Source organism: Bacillus sp. NP247, assembly GCF_018966865.1.
Classification (GTDB): Bacteria; Bacillota; Bacilli; order Bacillales; family Bacillaceae_G; genus Bacillus_A.
Map to the genome: position 1 here is coordinate 3,297,294 of NZ_CP076653.1, position 19,260 is coordinate 3,316,553.

Sequence of the window (19,260 nt, forward strand, 5' to 3'; positions counted from 1 at the left end):
TGGGGAAAATGAAAAAAATTCTAGTAACCGGTTCTTTAGGGCAAATTGGTTCTGAACTAGTAATGAAACTTCGTGATGTATACGGTGCATCGAACGTTATTGCAACAGATATTCGTGAAACAGATAGTGAAGTAGTAACGTCTGGTCCATTTGAAATGTTAGATGTAACGGATGGACAAAAATTACATGATATTGCAAAGCGTAATGAAGTAGATACAATTATTCATTTAGCGGCTTTACTTTCAGCAACTGCAGAAAAAAATCCGTTATTTGCTTGGAATCTAAATATGGGCGGGCTTGTAAATGCATTAGAAGCAGCACGTGAATTAAACTGTAAGTTTTTCACGCCAAGTTCTATCGGTGCATTTGGTCCATCAACGCCAAAAGATAATACACCACAAGATACAATTCAGCGTCCTACTACGATGTATGGGGTAAACAAAGTAGCAGGAGAATTACTATGTGATTATTATCATCAAAAGTTTGGCGTTGATACGCGCGGCGTACGTTTCCCAGGCTTAATTTCTTACGTAGCTCCTCCAGGAGGCGGAACAACTGACTATGCAGTTGAAATTTATTATGAGGCGATTAAAAAAGGCGCATACACCTCATACATTGCAGAGGGAACATACATGGATATGATGTATATGCCTGATGCTTTACAAGCGATCATTTCATTAATGGAAGCTGATCCAAATAAATTAGTGCATAGAAATGCATTTAACATTACAGCAATGAGCTTCGAGCCAGAGCAAATCGCAGCATCAATTCGTAAACACATCCCAGCGTTTACGATGGATTACGCTGTAGATCCTGCTCGTCAAACAATCGCTGATAGCTGGCCAAACTCTATTGATGCAACAGCAGCAATGAAAGAGTGGGGCTTTAAAGCAGAATATGATTTAGACAAAATGACAACTGACATGCTGGCTAAGTTAAAAAAAAAGCTTGCAACTGAGTTAGTGATGAATTAATAGGAAGAGTCGATTCTTAGGAATTGGCTCTTTTATTTGCATTTCCAAGAATATGAAAATAATTCTGAATGTGATAGAATGAGTTAATTTGTGCATAAAGGGGAGAGATACAATGGAGAAATGGGAGTTAGCAAAGGAAATTTATAATACGTCGCGTTTAACGGGAACATTTAAGCTTCGCTCAGGAAAAGTATCAAATCAATACTTTGATAAGTACTTATTCGAATCTAATCCAGTACTGTTATTAGAAATTGCTAAACAATTGAAAGAGCTCATTCCTCCTGAAACAGAAGTATTAGCAGGATTGGAGATGGGAGGAGTTCCAGTAGCAACAGCATTATCTTTACAAACAGGTATACCAGTTGTATTTGTGAGAAAAGAAGCGAAGAAGTATGGAACATGTAAGTTAGCAGAGGGCGTTGATATTACTGGGAAAAATGTTTGTGTTGTTGAAGATGTCATTACGACAGGCGGTCAAATATTATTAAGCACGAAAGATTTAAGAGAACTAGGTGCGAAAGTCAATCATGTTTTAGGTGTAATCGAACGAACAAAAGAAGGCAGAGATAACTTATTAGAAGATGGATTGCAGTTACATTCCTTATTTACAATGGCTGAGTTAATTGAAGGAGAAAAGCAACATGCAAAGAGTTGATGTTGTATATGCACTAATATACGATAGCGAAAAAGATAAAATACTAATGGTACATAATGTAGAACAAAACGTTTGGTCATTACCAGGCGGGGCTGTTGAAAAAGGAGAAACATTAGAGCAAGCGCTAGTAAGAGAAGTGAAAGAAGAAACAGGCTTGAACGCTGTAACAGGTGGACTTGTTGCAATAAATGAGAAATTTTTTGAGAAGCAAGGTAATCATGCGTTATTGTTTACATTCCAAGCAAATGTAGTAACAGGTAAACTGGGTGCAGAAGATGAAGGAGAAATTTCAGCAATCGAGTGGGTGGATAGGAAAATTGCAAATGAGCGATTCCCATTCTATGACGGAGGATTCGAACCATTGTTAGAAGTAGCCATTCCGTACAAGTTTCAACCAGAAACAAAATGAGTGAACGAAAAAACAGGAGCCACAAGGCCCCTGTTTTTTATTCAATCGTCTTCAGTAATAGCTTTTTCAACAATGGTTTAATCTTCAGGCGTAAATCTTCCGCGTGATTCGCTACTAAGAAGTGGTGATTATAAATGTTTTTCATTAATTGATACGTCGCTTCTTTCGCTTCACCTTCTTCGATGAAGATACCGATTACTTCCATTCCGCTTTTACGAGCGAGTTTCACAGCTTCGTGTGTATCTAAAATTCCGTCTTGTTGATAGTCTAATGCAGAAGGTTCACCATCTGTGAAGACTAGTAGGAATTTATGTTTCTCAGGTCTTTTTGCGAGCTTTTCGGAAACGATACGAATGATATATCCATCACGATTATCTTCTTCTTCGCGAAGTTGCATAATTTCTGGACCGACGTTTGGTAACGTTGAGTTTTTATACGTAACAACTTCATGGATAACATTTGGTTTATCTTCAGGTTTAGCACTAGAAGCATCTTCCCAAAATCCACTAATAGCGTGCGGGATTTTTAACGATTTTAAAGCTTCATGGAATAGCACAACACTCTTTTTCGTTTCTTCCATTTTGTTATACATAGAGCCAGAGCAATCAACTAATAGTTGGAATGCAACGTCAAGTTCTTGAGATTCTTGTCCTTTTTTATAAAACATACGCGGTTGTTTTTCTATATAAATACGAAGGAATTTCTTACGAAGCCTTCCGTAGTATTTATCACTGTTTGCATTCGTTTTATTTTCAATTGTTTTTTCGATAATTTTCTTTAATTCTTTTACATCTTTATTAACGACTGATTTGATGGCTTGATAATCTTTTTTCTCATCAGGATTTGATTTACGGGCTTCTTTAAATGTATGAGAGGCACCGACATTATACTTACCGTATGCACCTTCGTTTTGACTAGAAGCGTGAGACGCTCTTGCTTCTTCTGTATCAGCACCATCAAAGTTGGATTGTGTACTTTTTTGAGAAGTACCTTGTACAGAACCAAGTGCTTGATCGCCATCTTCTGATTCGCGAGCAGTATCACCCATCATGTTTGTTTTTGTTCCACTTTCTAATTCAAAGCGTAAAAAATTCTCGTTTTCATTGTTTTTATTTTCACGGTGCCATGTCGAGAAGCTTTCATCCATTTTGTTTTTATTATCATCGTCATCTATGAGTTGCGTATCATCATTTGCTAATTTTTCAGCGCGACTGTCTTTCTCATCTGCAATAACAGATAAATAAAGCGGGGCATGTCCGAAATAATTATTAAGCATATCACTTTCAAGAAGTCCTTCTAAGCGATAGCGAATTTTCTCAACGATATACATAATATCTTCCGTATTACGAGCTTGGAATGTTTCATGCAAAATTGCTTCAATTTGCTCGAAATATTCATTATTAAACATTTCATATTTATCACTCGTTAATGAAAGATAGCATAGACAAAATAGACGATCACCGTGATAGTTACGAACACGATTTATTTCATTTTGTGAGCCAAAGTAATTGCGGTACATTTCTTTTCGGCGTTTAAAAATATGTTTTGTGCCAGGACGTAAATTTTTGACGATCTCCTCAACACGTAAATCTTCTAATAGAACAAATAATTGTGTTAAAAACTTTTTTAGAGGCGATTCTTGTAATTCAATCGCATAAGAACGAATTAAAGTCATGTCCGAGTAATGTTTATTACCAAGTGCCTTTAAGAACACTTCGCTTTTTAATCCGATTACTGTATCCTCTTCTTTTCGATCATCCCAAAAGTGACTAATGACAACCTTTTTTTCAATTTCGTCGTAGTATGCTTTATAGCCATACTCAAGATAGGCATCGTCTTCTTTTAGAAGAGCATACATTAAGTTTTCCATTTGTAGAAACAGCGACGCATCAATTTTTTTGTCACTAAAAATTTGTCTCATGAATTATCCCTCAAAGAAATAACTTTCTGCTAATTCACGGACAGTCATTTGTTCTGTTTCATCGTTTAATTTTGCGATAATACTACGTTCAATTGCACGCATAACAGGAATATATACACCTAAATCACATGCATCGATAATGCCACGAATACTAGCCGCTTCTTCACTTACGCGTCCATCACGAGCTAAAGGCATAAGATCGCTTGCGAATGCAACAAACTTTTCAATTGTTGCAACATCATTTAATTTTGATTCGGATAGTAATAGCTCTTTTAATGTATCACCTTGAATGTAAGGAACTTCAATAATAACGAAACGGTTTTTTAACGCTTCGTTTAGTTCACTTGTCCCAACATAACCTTCGTTAATCGCAGCAATTACGCGATATTCGTCATCACCGTATACAACTTCTTGTGTAAATGGGTTTGTAATCATTTTACGATAATCTAACGCACCATGAAGAAGTGGTAATGTTTCAGGTTTTGCCATATTGATTTCATCAATATATAAGAAATGACCGTTCTTCATTGCCTTCATAAGAGGACCGTTAACGAATGTAACTTCAGATGCACCATCTTTTGTTTGTAATGTGTTGTATCCTAAAATACCTTCTACATCTAAGTCGACAGAACAGTTAATGCTATGCATTGGTTTTTGGAATAAAGAAGAAAGAGTTTCCGCTAGTACTGTTTTACCACTACCAGTTGGTCCTTTTAATAGAATGTTTTTACCAAGTAAAAGTGCTGTAATGGCATCTTCAATAATGCTGTTATCAGATGCTTTATATATTTTTTTTCCAATTAAATGTGCATTTTCTCCAGCTTCTTGTTTATTCTTTTCGTGAATGGCTGAGAGCTGTTGTTTTAAATCAGCGTGTATATGAAATTGTTCTAACATGTATTTCCCACCTAACATTATTTTCATAAAGTAATACATCTTATGATAACTTGTTTTAATATGGTATGCAAAGAAAAGGAGAGAGGGGAAATGTAAAAAAAAAGCAATCAATATTATATTGATTGCTTATAGCAAAGGAGAAATGAGTCGCATGAAAGACTCTAATATTCGTTTTTTGATACTTCTTTTTTGGAACGAGTTCCATTTAATTTCAGTGGAATGCTTAAAGTCTTCTTCAAAATCATGTTTAATATCATGAACGGTGTCTGATTCATAAAGTACACTAATAATTTCATAATTCAACTCAAAGCTACGTACATCCATATTTGCAGTTCCAATTGTTGCGATCTTATCATCAACGAGTACAATTTTCGCATGCATAAAACCATCTTTATAACTGTAAATGGAAGCACCAGCTTTTAAAAGTGGAGTGAAATAGGATTGAGATGCTTGATCACTAATAATACTATCACTTTTGCCTGGATATAAAATACGTACATCTATGCCGGATATTGCACTTAAGCGTAATAATGTTAAAGTTTCTTGATCTGGAATAAAGTATGGCGTAGCGATCCAAATAGATTTTTTGGCAGAGCCCATAACAGCTAGTAATGTATTACGAATACTTTTATCATCTGAGCTTGGTCCACTTGCTACAATTTGAACAGCACCTTCTGCATTCGAAATTTCTTTTCCAGGGAAGTATTGTCTATTCATAAATTGATCCCAAGAATAGTTGTTTAAACCACTAGAGGCATAAAGCCAATCTTCTAGAAAGATTGCTTGTAATTTATATAATGCTTTTCCTTCTATTTTCAAATGACTATCACGCCAAACAGGGAATTTTTTCGAACGACCGAGATATTCATCACCGACGTTGAGTCCTCCGGTAAAACCAATTTCTCCATCTACAATGACGATTTTACGGTGATTACGATAATTAACTGTCTCAAGTAACCAAGCTGAAAAAATAGGGTCAAATTCTACAATTTCAATTCCAGCTTCTTTCATCGGTTTTAAAAATCGTCTTCTTAACGTATTACTTCCGAGTCCATCATAAAGGAATCGTACAATAACCCCAGATTCTGCTTTTTTTATTAAAGCATCTCGAACTTTTGTACCGATCTCATCAGATTTATAAATATAGTATTGAATATGTATGTGATGTTTTGCCTGCTCTATGGCTTGCAAGATTTCTGAAAAGGTTTGATCTCCGTTTGTTAAAAGTTTTGTCGTCGTTCTATCTGCGGCAGGACCGCCTCCAAATTTTTGTACGACTTCTGTTAAGTGTACAGAACGTTCACTTAATGGGACTGTGAGTGATAATTCTAGTCGCCTTCCTTCTAAAATTTCACGGAATAATTTTCTTTGTTCTTCTGAACGATGAAGATGTTTTTTTCTTCTCCAACGGCTACGCCCGAAAATAGAGTATAAAAGCACACCTACAACAGGAAGAAGTGCTAATACTAAAAACCATGCTAAGGTGCTTTGGGGGGATCTATTTTCGATAAAAATAACGAATGAAATTCCTACGATTGTGATGGACCATAGAGCACCAACAAACGTATATAACGAAATAACAGATGTATTTAATAGGAAAAGAACGATAGATACGATTGTAAATATTAATAATAATTGAACGATAGGTTTCTTCATTTCTATAAAATTCCTCTAATCTTTCTTTAATATAGACTTCTTATATAAAAGGTGTAATCTAACATTCTTATTATAAAGTGTTTTGTTTTTTTTACAAAATATAGACATTTTCCCCATGCTTTCCGCATTTGTCCTACATACAGTATATTGTTACGTTCTTATATAAAAAAGGGATGTGAATAAAATGTACGGTCGTCCAATTGGAGGATTAGGTCATGGCGGTGGTTTTGGACATTCACCATTTTTTGGAGGAGGATTCTTTCCTGGATTTGTAGCAGGTGCTTTACTTAGTCCTGCGTTTGGTTATGCATATTATTCAGATACAGCATACTATACGGATTATCAGCAGAATCCTTATTATTCCACATATTAAAGAGAGGCAGAACTATATGCTAAAAGGAGAGGAAGAAAAATGAACTATACTGGAAATTATGGCGGATATAATCGGAATCATCACGGGGGTGGAGGGCACCATCATCACGGCGGGCATAATTATCATGGTGGACACAATCATTATGATCACCACCACCATCACGGCGGCGGATGGGGCTGGGGTGGCGGCTCATGGGGCGGAGGATTTTTCCCAGGAAGTTTTGCAGGAGGAGTAGTAGGAGGACTTACAGCTGGAGCGTTAACAGGTGCAGCTAGTGGTGGGGGATATTACCCAGCTCCATATCCAGTAGCTTACCCAACGCCATATCCAACACCATATCCAACACCATATCCAACACCATATCCAACACCATACCCAGGTTACCAGCAAATATCGAATCCATATTATTAAACAAAAAAGAGGATACCCTCTTTTTGTTTAATAATGTATATATTTATAAAATACTTCCAAAAAAAAGGTGGAAATATGTTAATATTTTGTTATTGTAATTCAAAATATTAACTGCCAATTTTTAATCTCTATTTCGTTAGTTTGTTGGTAGTTGGATTTACACCTTAATATTTCATGAAAGCAAAGAGATTAGGCGTGGGGTCGCGTTAGTAGGGAACAGAGGCTAGTATTGATTAAATTGTCGCTTTATAAATTAAAAAAATGTAAGGGAATACGGTATAATAAGATCAGATAATCAGAGAAGTGAAAAGTCGCTACTATAATTAAAATGGCACTATATTGCTTTTTTTTATAAATAATATTATGTTATTTTAATCGGCCTATTTAGAAAAAATTTGTGATTTATCCCGCATTAACGGGCAGTAAGACTCCCACCTCGAAATTCGGTGAATGCGAGGAAGTTAGGTGGGAGATAACTGCCCGTAAAAGCCCGATTGATGAAGGATAATAATCAGTGGGGATGGATAAAACCCCCACTGATTAAAGTTTCACTTTATGTAAAGGCATATTGTTAGAAAATGAGATATCTCTATTTCTATGAAGAGAAATGAGTTGTGTTTTAGCCAGATAGGAAGCAAGGAGAGGTGCGCATGCTAGAACAAAGAGGTCATGCATTATATGACTCTTCATTGCAAGATTTAAAATTAGCATTAGATGAGTCTTCAATTGTTGCTATTACAGACCGAAATGGTCTTATTACATATGTGAATGATAAATTTTGTAAAATCTCAAAATATAAAAGAGAAGAATTAATAGGAAAAGATCACCGTATTTTAAATTCCAGATATCATCCGAAAGCATTTTTTCAAATCCTATGGAAGCGTATTTTGAGTGGAAAAGTATGGACGGGGGAAATTCGAAATCAAGCAAAAGATGGTACGTATTATTGGGTTAAAACAACAATTGTTCCATTTTTAAATGAAAAGGGAGAACCCTATCAATTTATTGCAATTCGAAATGATATAAGTAGTAGGAAAGAAGCAGAACAAAGATTACGATTAAGTGAAAGTCGTTATAGGGAACTTGCTTATCATGATGCGTTAACAAGTTTACCCAATCGTTTGCAGTTAATTACGACTGTAAATAAGATGATTGCAGAGAAAAAAGAGTTTGGCATGATTTACTTTGATTTAGATCGTTTTAAATTAGTAAATGATACGTTAGGTCATATAATAGGAGATTTACTTTTAAGTGAAGTCGCTTCACGATTACATTACGTACTAGGAGATAAAGATGTTTTGGCTAGGCTTGGTGGAGATGAATTTGTACTATTAACAAAAAAACATACACAAGATGGGATGAGGCAGTTAGCGACATCTGTGTTGTCATGCTTTCAAGCACCATTTATGCTTGAAGGTCATGAAGTATATATTTCAGCCAGTCTAGGACTTTGTTCCTATCCGCAAGATGGAAAAGATGTTGAAACGTTATTGAAAAATTCAGATTTAGCCATGTATAGTGCGAAAGAGCAAGGAAGAAATGCGGCGTGCTTCTTTACAGATAAATTACGTGCGAAAATAAACCGTAGAATGAAAATAGAGTTTGCTTTGCAAAAAGCAATTCGTGATGAAGAATTAGAAGTGGCATTACAGCCCATTATTGATTTGAAAACAAAGAAATGTACTGGTATTGAGGCTTTAGTACGCTGTAAGACAGAAGAAGGTCCTATTTCACCAAGTGAATTTATACCTGTAGCTGAAGAGTGTGGACTTATTATAAAACTAGGAGACTGGGTACTAGAAAAGTCATGTCGACTGTTTAAAACTTTGCCAGAGTATCAAGAGGGAATGAAATTATCTGTTAATTTATCAATACAACAATTGATGCAAAAGCGCTTTATTTTATCTGTTCGTAGTATATTGAAGCGAACAGGGTTTCCACCAAATCGTTTAATATTAGAAATAACAGAAAGTATAGCTGTACGTCATTTTGATTATATTATTGCTACATTACAAGAATTAAGAAGTATGGGGATTTTAATCGCTTTAGACGATTTCGGAACAGGGTATTCCTCATTATATTATTTAAAACAACTACCACTTGATATTGTGAAAATTGATCGTAATTTTATTCGTGAGTTTCATTTTGATCACGCACAACCAGAGCGAACGATTGTAAAATCGGTTATTGAAATCGCCCATAGTTTAAATTTATTAGTGGTAGCTGAAGGGGTAGAAACGGTAGAACAAGAAAGTTTATTAAAATCAATGGATTGCGACTTTGTACAAGGTTTTTATTATGCGAAACCGTTAGATGTAGGTGAACTAAAAGAAAAGTTATTAACTGACTTTTAATAAAAAAAAGAGAAGCGGAAAGCTTCTCTTTTTTATTATTTTTTTTGTGAATCTTTCATTAAAATTGGATAAAGAATAAGGCCTAATACAAACAATCCAATTCCTAAGAAGAACGTTTTTAAATCAGCAGTTCCTGTTTTAATAACCCAAATGGAGTATACAAATGCTAATGTAGTAATGACCCCGTCTTTTATTCGAGATCCTGGCATCATATCATACGTTTCTCCTGTAATAACCAATTTAAATTGATACAGAGTAGAAACAAGATATGGAATTAAATAAGCTAATGTTGCTACAACGATAGCGAAGTTATATGCTTCTGAAACAGTGCCAGAAATCGTTGAGAATAAGAAAATTTGTGTCATCACATTTGTAATAAATAATGATTTTGAAGGACTACCTTTCTTATTTGTTTTACTGAAAAACTTAGGGAAAAGTCCATTTTTGGCAGCCTGGTAAGGTACTTCTGAGCTAACAACGATCCAGCCTACAGTGGATCCAAATAAAGATACTAGTGCAAGTAGTGCCATTATATAAGCACCCTTAGTACCAATTGCTAAATTTAATGCATCTACTAATGGCTTTTGAGACTCTTTTAAAACGTCTTGTGGAAGAGCGCCCATTGTTAGTAGAGTAATTGCCATGTAAATAAGAAGAGCGATGATTAATCCGAAAATCGTAGCTTTCTTAACATCGTGCTGAGATTTTGCGCGGTTAGAGAGCATAACTGCTGACTCAATACCGATAAACGCCCAAAGTGTTGCAATAGCAGCGGAATTTATTTGTCCCCCCAACGAAATGGGTTGTCCAGCTTCATTCATAAATGTTTGACCGTCCCCGAAATTAGAGGCATTGAAAATGAATAATGTGATTACAATAAACATTGTAAATCCGATGATTTTTGCGATTGTTGCAAGAAGGTTCATATTTCCTGCTCTATCAATATTTTGAGAAAGAATATATTGAATTCCCCATAGCATCATACTACATACTATGAAGGTTAAAGTTTTTCCAAGTTCTAATGAAAATCCGTTTGTTGAAAAGAGAATTTGCTTACTTTGTAAAACTGGGAAGAATGTTGATAAATATCCTGCAAAGGAAATAATTACAGATGCTGTAGCAGCCCAGTTAGCAGCCCAGTATCCCCAAGCCATACTATATCCTGCAACTTTACCTGCCTTCTGGGAAGTAAACATTGCTTGGGCGTAACTTTGTGGTCCTGCTTTTAATTCTGGTTTACGAATTGCTAAATTTCCAAATACGAGTGCAATCATAAATACACCAAGTCCTGTAATACTCCATGCAAGTGTAGATCCCATTGGACCTGATACGTGTGCTAAATTTGCTGGGAGCATAAATACGCCACCGCCAACCATATTCCCGATAACAAAAGCTGTTAAAACCCATAATCCCCATTTTTTCGTTTCCATTTTTGTTAACTCCTTTGTAGTAAGATTTGCTTAAACATCATTTTTTACTAGCTTTTTGGCAATAAAAAAAAGAGCCATGTAGATAAAAAATACCTACATGGCTCTTCGCCAAAGCGTAGGTACAACGGGAATAACCCTTGTACCTACGCGTAATTTTTCCGCTAGGTTTCAAGGGTTACGTATGATGATGATGTTTTTGTGCAAATGTAACTACAATTGTTGTATAAGTAAGCATAGTTCTTTGCTCCCTTTCTCCTCTGATTTTGAAGTTAGTATACTACATGTTTTTTTGAATGAAAAGAAAAATATGAAAATTTTTATGAAAATAAGTTGTAGAGATTAAATATTTACCTATATTTTTCTTGTACTGGAAAATAAGTGAGAGATTGGCAGAAGAGTGTAGCGTGGTATAATACATATAGAATTAGAAGGTGACAAGGGGCTATTGTAGATGATGAGTAAGTATGAACAAATTTATACAGAAATCAGTAAGTCTATTGATAATAAACAATTAAAAGAGGGATGCAAAATCCCATCAGAAACAGAATTAATGAAGCAGTATGAGGCAAGCCGAGGTACTGTAAGAAAAGCGGTAGATTTATTGCAAGAGCGTGGATATGTTCAAAAAATACACGGAAAAGGTGTTTTTGTATTAAAGCGTAAAAACATTGAATTTAACTTTGGTGGTATTGTAAGTTTTCAAGAAGAAAATGAACGTTTAGGACGTTACTGTATTACAGAAGTCGTGGAAATAGAGAAAATGAAAGCGACGAAAGATGTAGCAAAGTTATTAAACGTGAAAGAAAAAACGGAAATAGATCATATTAAACGTGTACGAAATATTGATGGAGAAAAAGTAATTTTAGATATAAACCATTTTGTATCGGAATATATTCCAGGATTAACGAGAGAAATTGCAACTGCATCGATTTATAAATACATTGAGAAAGAATTAGGGCTACATATTAGCTATTCACAGCGGGTAATTGAAGTACAACCATGTACAGATGATGACCGAAAGTATTTGGATTTAAATGGCACAGACTATGTTGTCGTTGTAAAAAACTTTACTCATTTATACGATGGGAGTCAGTTCGAATATACGGAATCACGTCACCGTTTAGATATTTTTCACTTTTCGGATGTGGCGCGAAGAAAGTAAAAAGATGAAACGAAATAACGTTTCATCTTTTTTTTATAAAAAAAATCACCAACTCGTATATACGAGTGTTGACTAACTTATATATACGAGTTAATATGTAAGTGTAAACGGTATCAAAAACAGAAAAGAGGGACGGGAATATGGGGAAAGACTATCGTAAGACAGCAGAAGAAGTGTTGCAGTATATTGGTGGGAAAGACAATATTGAACAAGCTGCGCACTGTGTAACGAGGCTCCGTATCGCTTTAAAAGATGAAAGTAAAATAGATAATGATAAATTGCAGTCTGTTTCATTAGTAAAGGGAGCGTTTCATAATGCTGGGGTATTTCAAGTTGTAATTGGTCCAGGTGATGTCGATCGAGTATACGCTGAATTGATAACGCTTGCAGGCATGGAGGAATCGACAGTAGCTGACGTGAAAGATTCTGGAAACCAAAAGTTGAATCCGGCTCAAAAGTTTGTAAAAGTATTTTCAGATGTATTTATGCCGATATTACCAGCGATCGTAACAGCTGGTTTACTAATGGGGATTAACAATTTATTAGGGGCAAAGGACTTATTTTTTGATGGTAAAAATTTATTAGATGTTTATCCGAATTTAGGCGGGCTTTGGGATTTAATTAATATGATGGCCAATACAGCGTTCGTATTCTTACCAGCACTTGTCGGTTGGTCGGCGACGAAGCGTTTTGGTGGTAGTCCAATACTAGGTATTGTTATGGGCTTAATGCTTGTGCATCCGGCCTTATTAAACGCCTGGGATTATGGAAAAGCAGCGACTGGTTTAGAGGGACAAAAGATTGAGTACTTCAATATTTTAGGATTGTTCCAAATTGAAAAGGTAGGGTATCAAGGACAAATTTTACCCGTTTTAGTAGCAGCATTCGTATTAAGTAAAGTTGAAATCTTCTTAAAGAAACATGTACCAAATGCAATTCAATTATTAGTTGTACCAATTACAACAATCGTTGTAACAGGTGTATTAGCATTAGGGATTATCGGTCCAGTTACACGTCATATTGGAGATTTATTAACAGCTGGATTAGTAGGAGTATATGAAACAGTACCAGTAGTTGGAGCAGTATTGTTTGGGGCACTTTATGCACCGCTTGTAATTACAGGTATGCATCATATGTTTATTGCAATTGATTTACAATTAATTGCACAACACGGCGGTACATTTATTTGGCCGATGATTGCTCTTTCTAACATTGCGCAAGGTAGTGCAGCACTTGCAATGTTCTGGATTTCTAAAAATCAAAATGATAAAAGTATGGCATCGACATCAGCAATTTCCGCGTACTTCGGTATTACAGAGCCGGCGATGTTTGGTGTTAACTTACGAAATAAGTTCCCGTTCTATGCAGCAATTATTGGATCTGCTATTGCGGCGATATTCATTACATTAAATGGCGTATTAGCCCCGGCTATCGGAATTGGCGGACTACCAGCATTTATTTCTATCATTCCAAAATCGATTCCAATGTTTATTATAGGAATGATGATAGCAGTCGTAATTCCATTTACGTTAACATGGTTATTTGCAAAACGAGTAAAACAGAAGTAGGAGGAAGTTAAACATGAAGGATTGGCATAAAAGTGTAGTCTATCAAATTTATCCGAAGAGCTTTAATAGTTATTACAATAAAGAAACCGGTGATATAAAAGGGGTTACAGAGAAACTAGATTATTTAAAAGAACTCGGAGTAGATTATATTTGGTTAACACCGATATACCAATCACCACAAAATGATAATGGGTACGATGTAAGTGATTATTACAGTATTGATCCATCTTACGGAACGATGGAAGAGTTTGAAGAGCTTCTAGAAAAAGCGAAAGAACGTGACATTGAAATTATGCTCGATATCGTTGTAAACCATAGTTCGACCGAGCATAAGTGGTTTAAAGAAGCAAAAGAAGATAAGAATAGTCCGTATCGCAATTACTATATTTGGTGTGATGAAAAAAATAATTGGCAGTCTAAGTTTGGTGGATCAGCTTGGAAGTACGATGAAAAAACTAAGCAATATTTTTTACATCTATTTGATGAGACACAAGCTGATTTAAACTGGGAAAATGAAAAGCTTCGTGAAGAAGTGTACGATATGATGCGCTTTTGGTTGGAGAAAGGTGTAAAAGGATTCCGCCTTGATGTTATTAATTTAATTTCAAAAGATCAAAGATTTTTAAGTGATGAAGGCACCCTGGCTACAAGTGATGGGCGTAAATATTATACGGATGGTCCACGCGTCCATGAATATTTACAAGAGATGAACCGAAATGTTTTTGAAGGGAAAGATGTAATTACAGTTGGAGAAATGTCATCTACGACAATTGATAATTGTATTAAATATTCAAACCCAGAGCGTAATGAACTAAGTATGACGTTTAGTTTCCATCATTTAAAAGTGGATTATCCCAATGGTGATAAGTGGACGAAAGCTGATTTTGATTTTATTAAATTAAAAGAAATTATGTCTAATTGGCAAATTGAAATGCAAAAGGGCGAGGGATGGAATGCGTTATTTTGGTGTAATCATGACCAGCCTCGCATTGTGTCACGCTTTGGTGATGATGGTAAGTACCGAAATGAATCTGCTAAAATGTTAGCGACAGCTATGCATATGTTGCAAGGAACACCTTACATTTATCAAGGGGAAGAAATCGGTATGACGAATCCTAAATTCGAGTCCATCGAGCAATATCGTGATGTGGAATCGTTAAATATATATGATATAAAGCTAGAAGAAGGATTACCAAAAGAAGAGATTATAGGGATTTTAAAACAAAAATCTCGTGACAATTCCCGTACTCCAATGCAGTGGAATGAAGAGGTGAACAGTGGTTTTACAACAAATACACCTTGGATTTCAGTGGCTGATAGTTATAAAGAAATTAATGTAGATAAAGCGTTAGAAGAGAATGAATCTGTATTTTATCATTATAAAAAGTTAATTGAACTTAGAAAAACTTATGATGCAATTACAGAAGGGGAATATGCTATTTTAGATGAAAATCATTCTAAGATTTGGGCATATACTCGTACTGTAAAGAATGAAGTACTACTTGTTATAAATAATTTCTATGGAGAAGAAATAACATACTCTGTACCAGGTAATGTTCAATTAGATGGAATGAAACAAGAAGTATTATTGTCAAATTATAAAGATTCAAGCAAGGATATTACAAATCTTAATTTAAGACCATATGAATCAATTGTATATCGATATACGAAATAAAAGGTTGTATGCCTAAGTGGCATACAACTTTTTATTTTAAGACACCACTATATAAAATGCTTACTTCTACTTCGGGCTTAAATTTCACTTTTGCATAATCTTTATTCCAATTTTTTTTCTTCCATAAATCAGGATGATAAGCGATAAGGTGTCTTCCAATACCGAAAGCATCACAATTTGCTTTTTGTAGCTTTTTCGTTATTTGTTTAGCTTCTTTCGTAAGTTGTTTCGATAATTCCCTATTTAGCTTTTCTCTTTCACCCATTTTATAAAGATTATCCCTTGGAGCTTCAAGCGCTATAATTTTTAGTTGGAGCTTAATGTGAGCATAAACATTTCCTTTTTTATCTGTTGTTATTTTTAAGTCTCGTTTTAATTTCTGATTGCTCACTTCCATTGTTAAATAATCAGATGTCTTCTCTGAGTCATCACTAGTAAGTTTTTGGGTTATACGGGCACTTGTTCCCATTTTTCCGGTTAATAATACGAATAAAACAGCTTGTTTCAGGGGTAAATGTCCAGTTAATTTGTCTTTATTGAATAAAGCTAACCCGTCTGTAATAACTTCTTTTCCTTTTATTTTTATAGAAGGGAGAGTGAAATCTTTACCCGGATCTAACATTTTTGTAGCAGCTGTTTCTAAAGTTTCTTTTGGAAACACACTCATATCTTCTAAGCTTTTCACTTTTTTCTTTAGAAAATCTCCAATCAGTAAATTCCCTACTTTCTTTTTTTCGAGTATCTCGGATGTGTCACCATCTACTGAAATAAGCTTCACTAAAGCAGTTGGGTTTGTTGGGTCTCGAAAGCTGACATCTAAATAGGGTAGTATACCTTTTTGTTGGATTTTTGTTCCTAATAATTGAACACCGTATTTAAAGTAACGGATATTCCCAGTTACATTTTTTTTCAGTGCATCGCTTGTATCTCTTATGTTATGTCCGGTTGCTGAATGTACTTCATTCTCGAATGAAGATTGTTCTCCACTTGAACTTTTTACGAGCTCAATCGTTTGCTGAAGTTTATTTTCTTCTGTAATATCATATCCAATACTATAAGCCAATCTTGCCTCTCTTAATGGTTCTTGATCCCAACAGCCAGAAAGGAATGAACTAGCACATAATACAACAAGTAATTTAATTCTTTTTTTGAACACACTGTTCTCCTTTCTTATTTCTTATTACTGAATAAAGTAGAAATAAAAGAGGGAGGACAACTATGAAAATATAGGTGAACTTATCAGTGAAAGTTGCAATTACTTTTAATTCTTCAGGTGTATCTATAAATAAGGCTACACTAAAAGCAATAATACCAACGATTGGAACAGCTTTTTTATGATTAGCAAGATTGAATATATGTCCAATTCCGATTGAAGCAGCACAATAATAACTAGCAATAGAAGCCACAACTGTTATCATCCATATTGGTATGAATAGTAAATCAGTCCGGTCTATAATCCCGATATGCAAGGAGCGTAGTAAGTAAGCAACTGGCTCTGGAATAAGCTCAACTTGTTTTGGACTAAATACGATAAAGCAAATCCAAACTGTAAAGGCATAAAAAAGAGTTACAAATCCATTAGCTATAGAAATTGCCTTCAGTTTTGCCACAGAACTCCCGTTTACTTTTGGGAAAGCGATAAGAATAATTTCAAAACCATACATAGCTGTAATTGTTTCTTTGGATGCTTGAATAATATTCCACCATCCAGCCTCTGTAATGGGGAAAATATAAGAAAAATCAGCTCGCGAGAGCCCAAGGGCAATTAAAAAAGCCATTGGTAAAATGAGGATAGAAGCCATGACGTAAAACCGTACGATAACTTTAAACGTATTATAAGCTACATAACAACAAGCAATTGTAAATAGTATGAGAATGGCATACCAAGGAGTTGCTTGTAATATCCATACTTTAATGACATTACAAGCATTTAACATAACCGTCATACCGATAAGGGTAAAATAAAAAACATAAGCAAAACCTAATAGTTTTCCAAGTTTATTACCAAATAGCATACAAACACTTTCATACATATCTGCATCAGGAAATCGTTTTAAGAGAAGCCACATAAGTAAAATAATAAGTTGAATTGCAAAACCAGCGATGAGAACAGAAATCCATCCACCACCTTTCGCTATTGGGTGAAGACGGTTTGGTAGAGAAAGTATACCAACACCGATTTGGCATTGAATAACGAAAAAGGTAAATTGAACTAGTGAAATTTTACTTTGCGTGTTTGTCACCGTTCTCATCCTCTCTCGTTACATGTTGTCGTTGCATTGTTTTAGGTTTTGGATCATGTGGTCGTTCCCAAAACGACCAAATTGGTAGTCTTACAAAAGAATCTTTCATATCTTTTATCCGCATTGGTGCAAGAGGAGAAAGATATGGTGTATGAAATGAATGTAGCTGGCATAAATGAACGAAAGTTATAATTAGACCGAATGATATTCCTACGTACCCGAATATAGCAGCAAGGATCATTAACGGAAAACGAAGAATCCGAACTGCTGAGCTCATATCGTTTGATGGAACAAGAAAAGATGCAATTGCAGTTAAAGCCACAACGATAATCATTGTGTAAGAAACGAGTCCAGCTTTTACAATTGCATCCCCAATTACTAAACCGCCTACAATACCGATTGTTTGTCCAACGCGGCTAGGCAGACGAATACCAGCTTCGCGCAATAATTCGAAGATCAATTCCATTAAGAGAGCTTCAAAAATAGGAGGAAGTGGCACTTTTTCTAATGAAGCTTTAATTGTATAAACGAGTTCGAGTGGCAACACATCAGGATGAAAAGCGACAGTTGCGATATATATAGCTGGTAAGAGAAAGGCAATTAAAAAACTTACTAAGCGAATCATTCGCACGAAAGAACCGACAATCCAGCGATTATTATAGTCATCAGGTGATTGATAAAAAGCGAATAACGTAACAGGAACGATAAGAGCTGTTGGATCTCCGTCAGATAAAATAGCAACGCGCCCCTCCATTAAATTGGCAGCAACTCTATCTGGGCGCTCTGTATTTAATTGCTGCGGGAATGGTGAGAAAGATGTATCTTCTATAAATTCCTGTATGTATCCTGGCGGCATGAGTGCGTCTGTCTTAATCATTTCTAATCTTCTTTTTACTTCTGCAACGAGATCGTCATTAGCTATATTTTGAATATAAGCAATTGCCACTTTCGTATGCATTTCTTCACCAAGTGTGAAATATTTAACGACGACATTTGGACTTTTTATGAGTTTACGAATAGAAGCTAAATTGGTTGCTAAATCTTCTACAAAACCGGTATGTGGTCCACGTACAATGCCTTCATTATCCGGCTCTGTTATATCTCTTTTTAAAGATAGAGCTGTTTCGAAAATACAAAAGCTATCGACGTGTTCATGAAAATATAATGATTTTCCTTGTAATAAAAGCTGCACCCCATAATTTAAATTCGTTTCTTTTTTCATATTTAATGTAGAAAAAGCTTTATCTAAAGCCAAATCCGACCGCGTTAATAAAGGCTCAAGAGCTAATTGATGAATTAAATTTGGATCTGCTAAAGATTCGATATATATAATGTTTCCTTTTCCATTTTGAAAAGGGATATCTAATTTTTTTATATCATCCGAGTGGCAAAGTTTATTTTCAATATAATTAACGTTTTCCGGAAGTGATGGAAACATATGCTTTTGGTTCTTGCTTTCTTGCTGTTCTTCGTATTGTGTCATAAATTCCACCTCTTTTAGAATAAAATTCCTTCTGTTAATTTTTGTTTTT

General features: G+C 35.1%; 16 protein-coding genes. 9 read left to right on the forward strand and 7 right to left on the reverse strand.

Annotation, left to right across the window (positions count from 1 at the left end):
• Positions 1-8 precede the first annotated feature (8 nt).
• From KPL75_RS17220 to KPL75_RS17230, 3 genes are all read left to right on the forward strand, one after another.
• Positions 9-974 (forward strand): L-threonine 3-dehydrogenase, encoded by a 966-nt coding sequence (locus KPL75_RS17220; RefSeq protein WP_219917109.1) that lies wholly within the window; start codon positions 9-11, stop codon positions 972-974.
• A 112-nt stretch (positions 975-1,086) separates the two neighbouring features.
• Positions 1,087-1,629 (forward strand): orotate phosphoribosyltransferase, encoded by a 543-nt coding sequence (gene pyrE / locus KPL75_RS17225; RefSeq protein ID WP_219917110.1) that lies wholly within the window; start codon positions 1,087-1,089, stop codon positions 1,627-1,629.
• Positions 1,616-2,038, forward strand: a complete 423-nt coding sequence (locus KPL75_RS17230; protein ID WP_002204479.1) for an NUDIX hydrolase — start codon at positions 1,616-1,618, stop codon at positions 2,036-2,038. The genes pyrE and KPL75_RS17230 overlap by 14 nt, the downstream gene beginning before the upstream one ends.
• 37 nt (positions 2,039-2,075) lie before the next feature.
• Here the strand turns inward: KPL75_RS17230 and KPL75_RS17235 are convergent, their stop codons facing one another.
• The 3 genes from KPL75_RS17235 to KPL75_RS17245 all read right to left on the reverse strand — a co-directional run bounded on the left by KPL75_RS17235 (position 2,076) and on the right by KPL75_RS17245 (position 6,512).
• The gene (locus KPL75_RS17235) at positions 2,076-3,959 is read right to left on the reverse strand and encodes a vWA domain-containing protein (RefSeq protein WP_219917111.1); all 1,884 of its coding nucleotides are present in this window, start codon (positions 3,957-3,959) and stop codon (positions 2,076-2,078) included.
• Positions 3,960-3,962: 3 nt separating this feature from the next.
• On the reverse strand, positions 3,963-4,856 hold the full coding sequence (locus KPL75_RS17240; RefSeq protein WP_070140852.1) for an ATP-binding protein: 894 nt from the start codon (positions 4,854-4,856) through the stop codon (positions 3,963-3,965).
• Between the two features lie 126 nt (positions 4,857-4,982).
• Positions 4,983-6,512: a cardiolipin synthase gene (locus tag KPL75_RS17245; RefSeq protein ID WP_219917112.1), complete on the reverse strand. Its 1,530-nt coding sequence runs from the start codon at positions 6,510-6,512 to the stop codon at positions 4,983-4,985.
• A 184-nt stretch (positions 6,513-6,696) separates the two neighbouring features.
• Here KPL75_RS17245 and KPL75_RS17250 point away from each other — a divergent pair, with 184 nt between their 5' ends.
• The 3 genes from KPL75_RS17250 (at position 6,697) to KPL75_RS17260 (ending at position 9,650) form a co-directional block, all read left to right on the forward strand.
• A complete protein-coding gene (locus KPL75_RS17250; RefSeq protein ID WP_219917113.1) occupies positions 6,697-6,885 on the forward strand; it encodes a hypothetical protein in 189 nt (62 codons plus the stop codon).
• A gap of 39 nt (positions 6,886-6,924) precedes the next feature.
• Positions 6,925-7,296, forward strand: a complete 372-nt coding sequence (locus KPL75_RS17255) for a hypothetical protein (RefSeq protein ID WP_219917114.1) — start codon at positions 6,925-6,927, stop codon at positions 7,294-7,296.
• Between the two features lie 650 nt (positions 7,297-7,946).
• Entirely contained in the window at positions 7,947-9,650 is a 1,704-nt protein-coding gene (locus KPL75_RS17260) for a putative bifunctional diguanylate cyclase/phosphodiesterase (RefSeq protein ID WP_219917115.1), read from the forward strand.
• Between the two features lie 35 nt (positions 9,651-9,685).
• On the opposite strand, the gene KPL75_RS17265 is transcribed toward KPL75_RS17260, so the two are convergent.
• Positions 9,686-11,080, reverse strand: coding sequence for an amino acid permease (locus tag KPL75_RS17265; RefSeq protein WP_219917116.1), 1,395 nt, complete (start codon positions 11,078-11,080; stop codon positions 9,686-9,688).
• Positions 11,081-11,531: 451 nt separating this feature from the next.
• Here KPL75_RS17265 and treR point away from each other — a divergent pair, with 451 nt between their 5' ends.
• The 3 genes from treR (at position 11,532) to treC (ending at position 15,485) form a co-directional block, all read left to right on the forward strand.
• Positions 11,532-12,242 carry a trehalose operon repressor gene (treR, locus tag KPL75_RS17270; RefSeq protein ID WP_002063767.1) on the forward strand — a complete coding sequence of 237 codons (711 nt, stop codon included), beginning with the start codon at positions 11,532-11,534 and terminating at the stop codon, positions 12,240-12,242.
• 140 nt (positions 12,243-12,382) lie between these two features.
• On the forward strand, positions 12,383-13,810 hold the full coding sequence (gene treP, locus KPL75_RS17275; RefSeq protein WP_219917117.1) for a PTS system trehalose-specific EIIBC component: 1,428 nt from the start codon (positions 12,383-12,385) through the stop codon (positions 13,808-13,810).
• A gap of 13 nt (positions 13,811-13,823) precedes the next feature.
• Complete coding sequence (treC, locus tag KPL75_RS17280) at positions 13,824-15,485, forward strand: alpha,alpha-phosphotrehalase (RefSeq protein ID WP_219917118.1); 1,662 nt, start codon at positions 13,824-13,826, stop codon at positions 15,483-15,485.
• 31 nt (positions 15,486-15,516) lie between these two features.
• Here the strand turns inward: treC and KPL75_RS17285 are convergent, their stop codons facing one another.
• From KPL75_RS17285 to gerKA, 3 genes are read right to left on the reverse strand one after another with little or no spacing between them, the layout of a single operon-like run.
• Positions 15,517-16,641, reverse strand: coding sequence for a Ger(x)C family spore germination protein (locus tag KPL75_RS17285; RefSeq protein WP_002204469.1), 1,125 nt, complete (start codon positions 16,639-16,641; stop codon positions 15,517-15,519).
• Positions 16,622-17,728 (reverse strand): GerAB/ArcD/ProY family transporter, encoded by a 1,107-nt coding sequence (locus KPL75_RS17290; protein WP_219917119.1) that lies wholly within the window; start codon positions 17,726-17,728, stop codon positions 16,622-16,624. The genes KPL75_RS17285 and KPL75_RS17290 overlap by 20 nt, the downstream gene beginning before the upstream one ends.
• Positions 17,709-19,211 carry a spore germination protein GerKA gene (gene gerKA, locus KPL75_RS17295; RefSeq protein WP_219917120.1) on the reverse strand — a complete coding sequence of 501 codons (1,503 nt, stop codon included), beginning with the start codon at positions 19,209-19,211 and terminating at the stop codon, positions 17,709-17,711. The genes KPL75_RS17290 and gerKA overlap by 20 nt, the downstream gene beginning before the upstream one ends.
• Between the last annotated feature and the right edge of the window lie 49 nt (positions 19,212-19,260).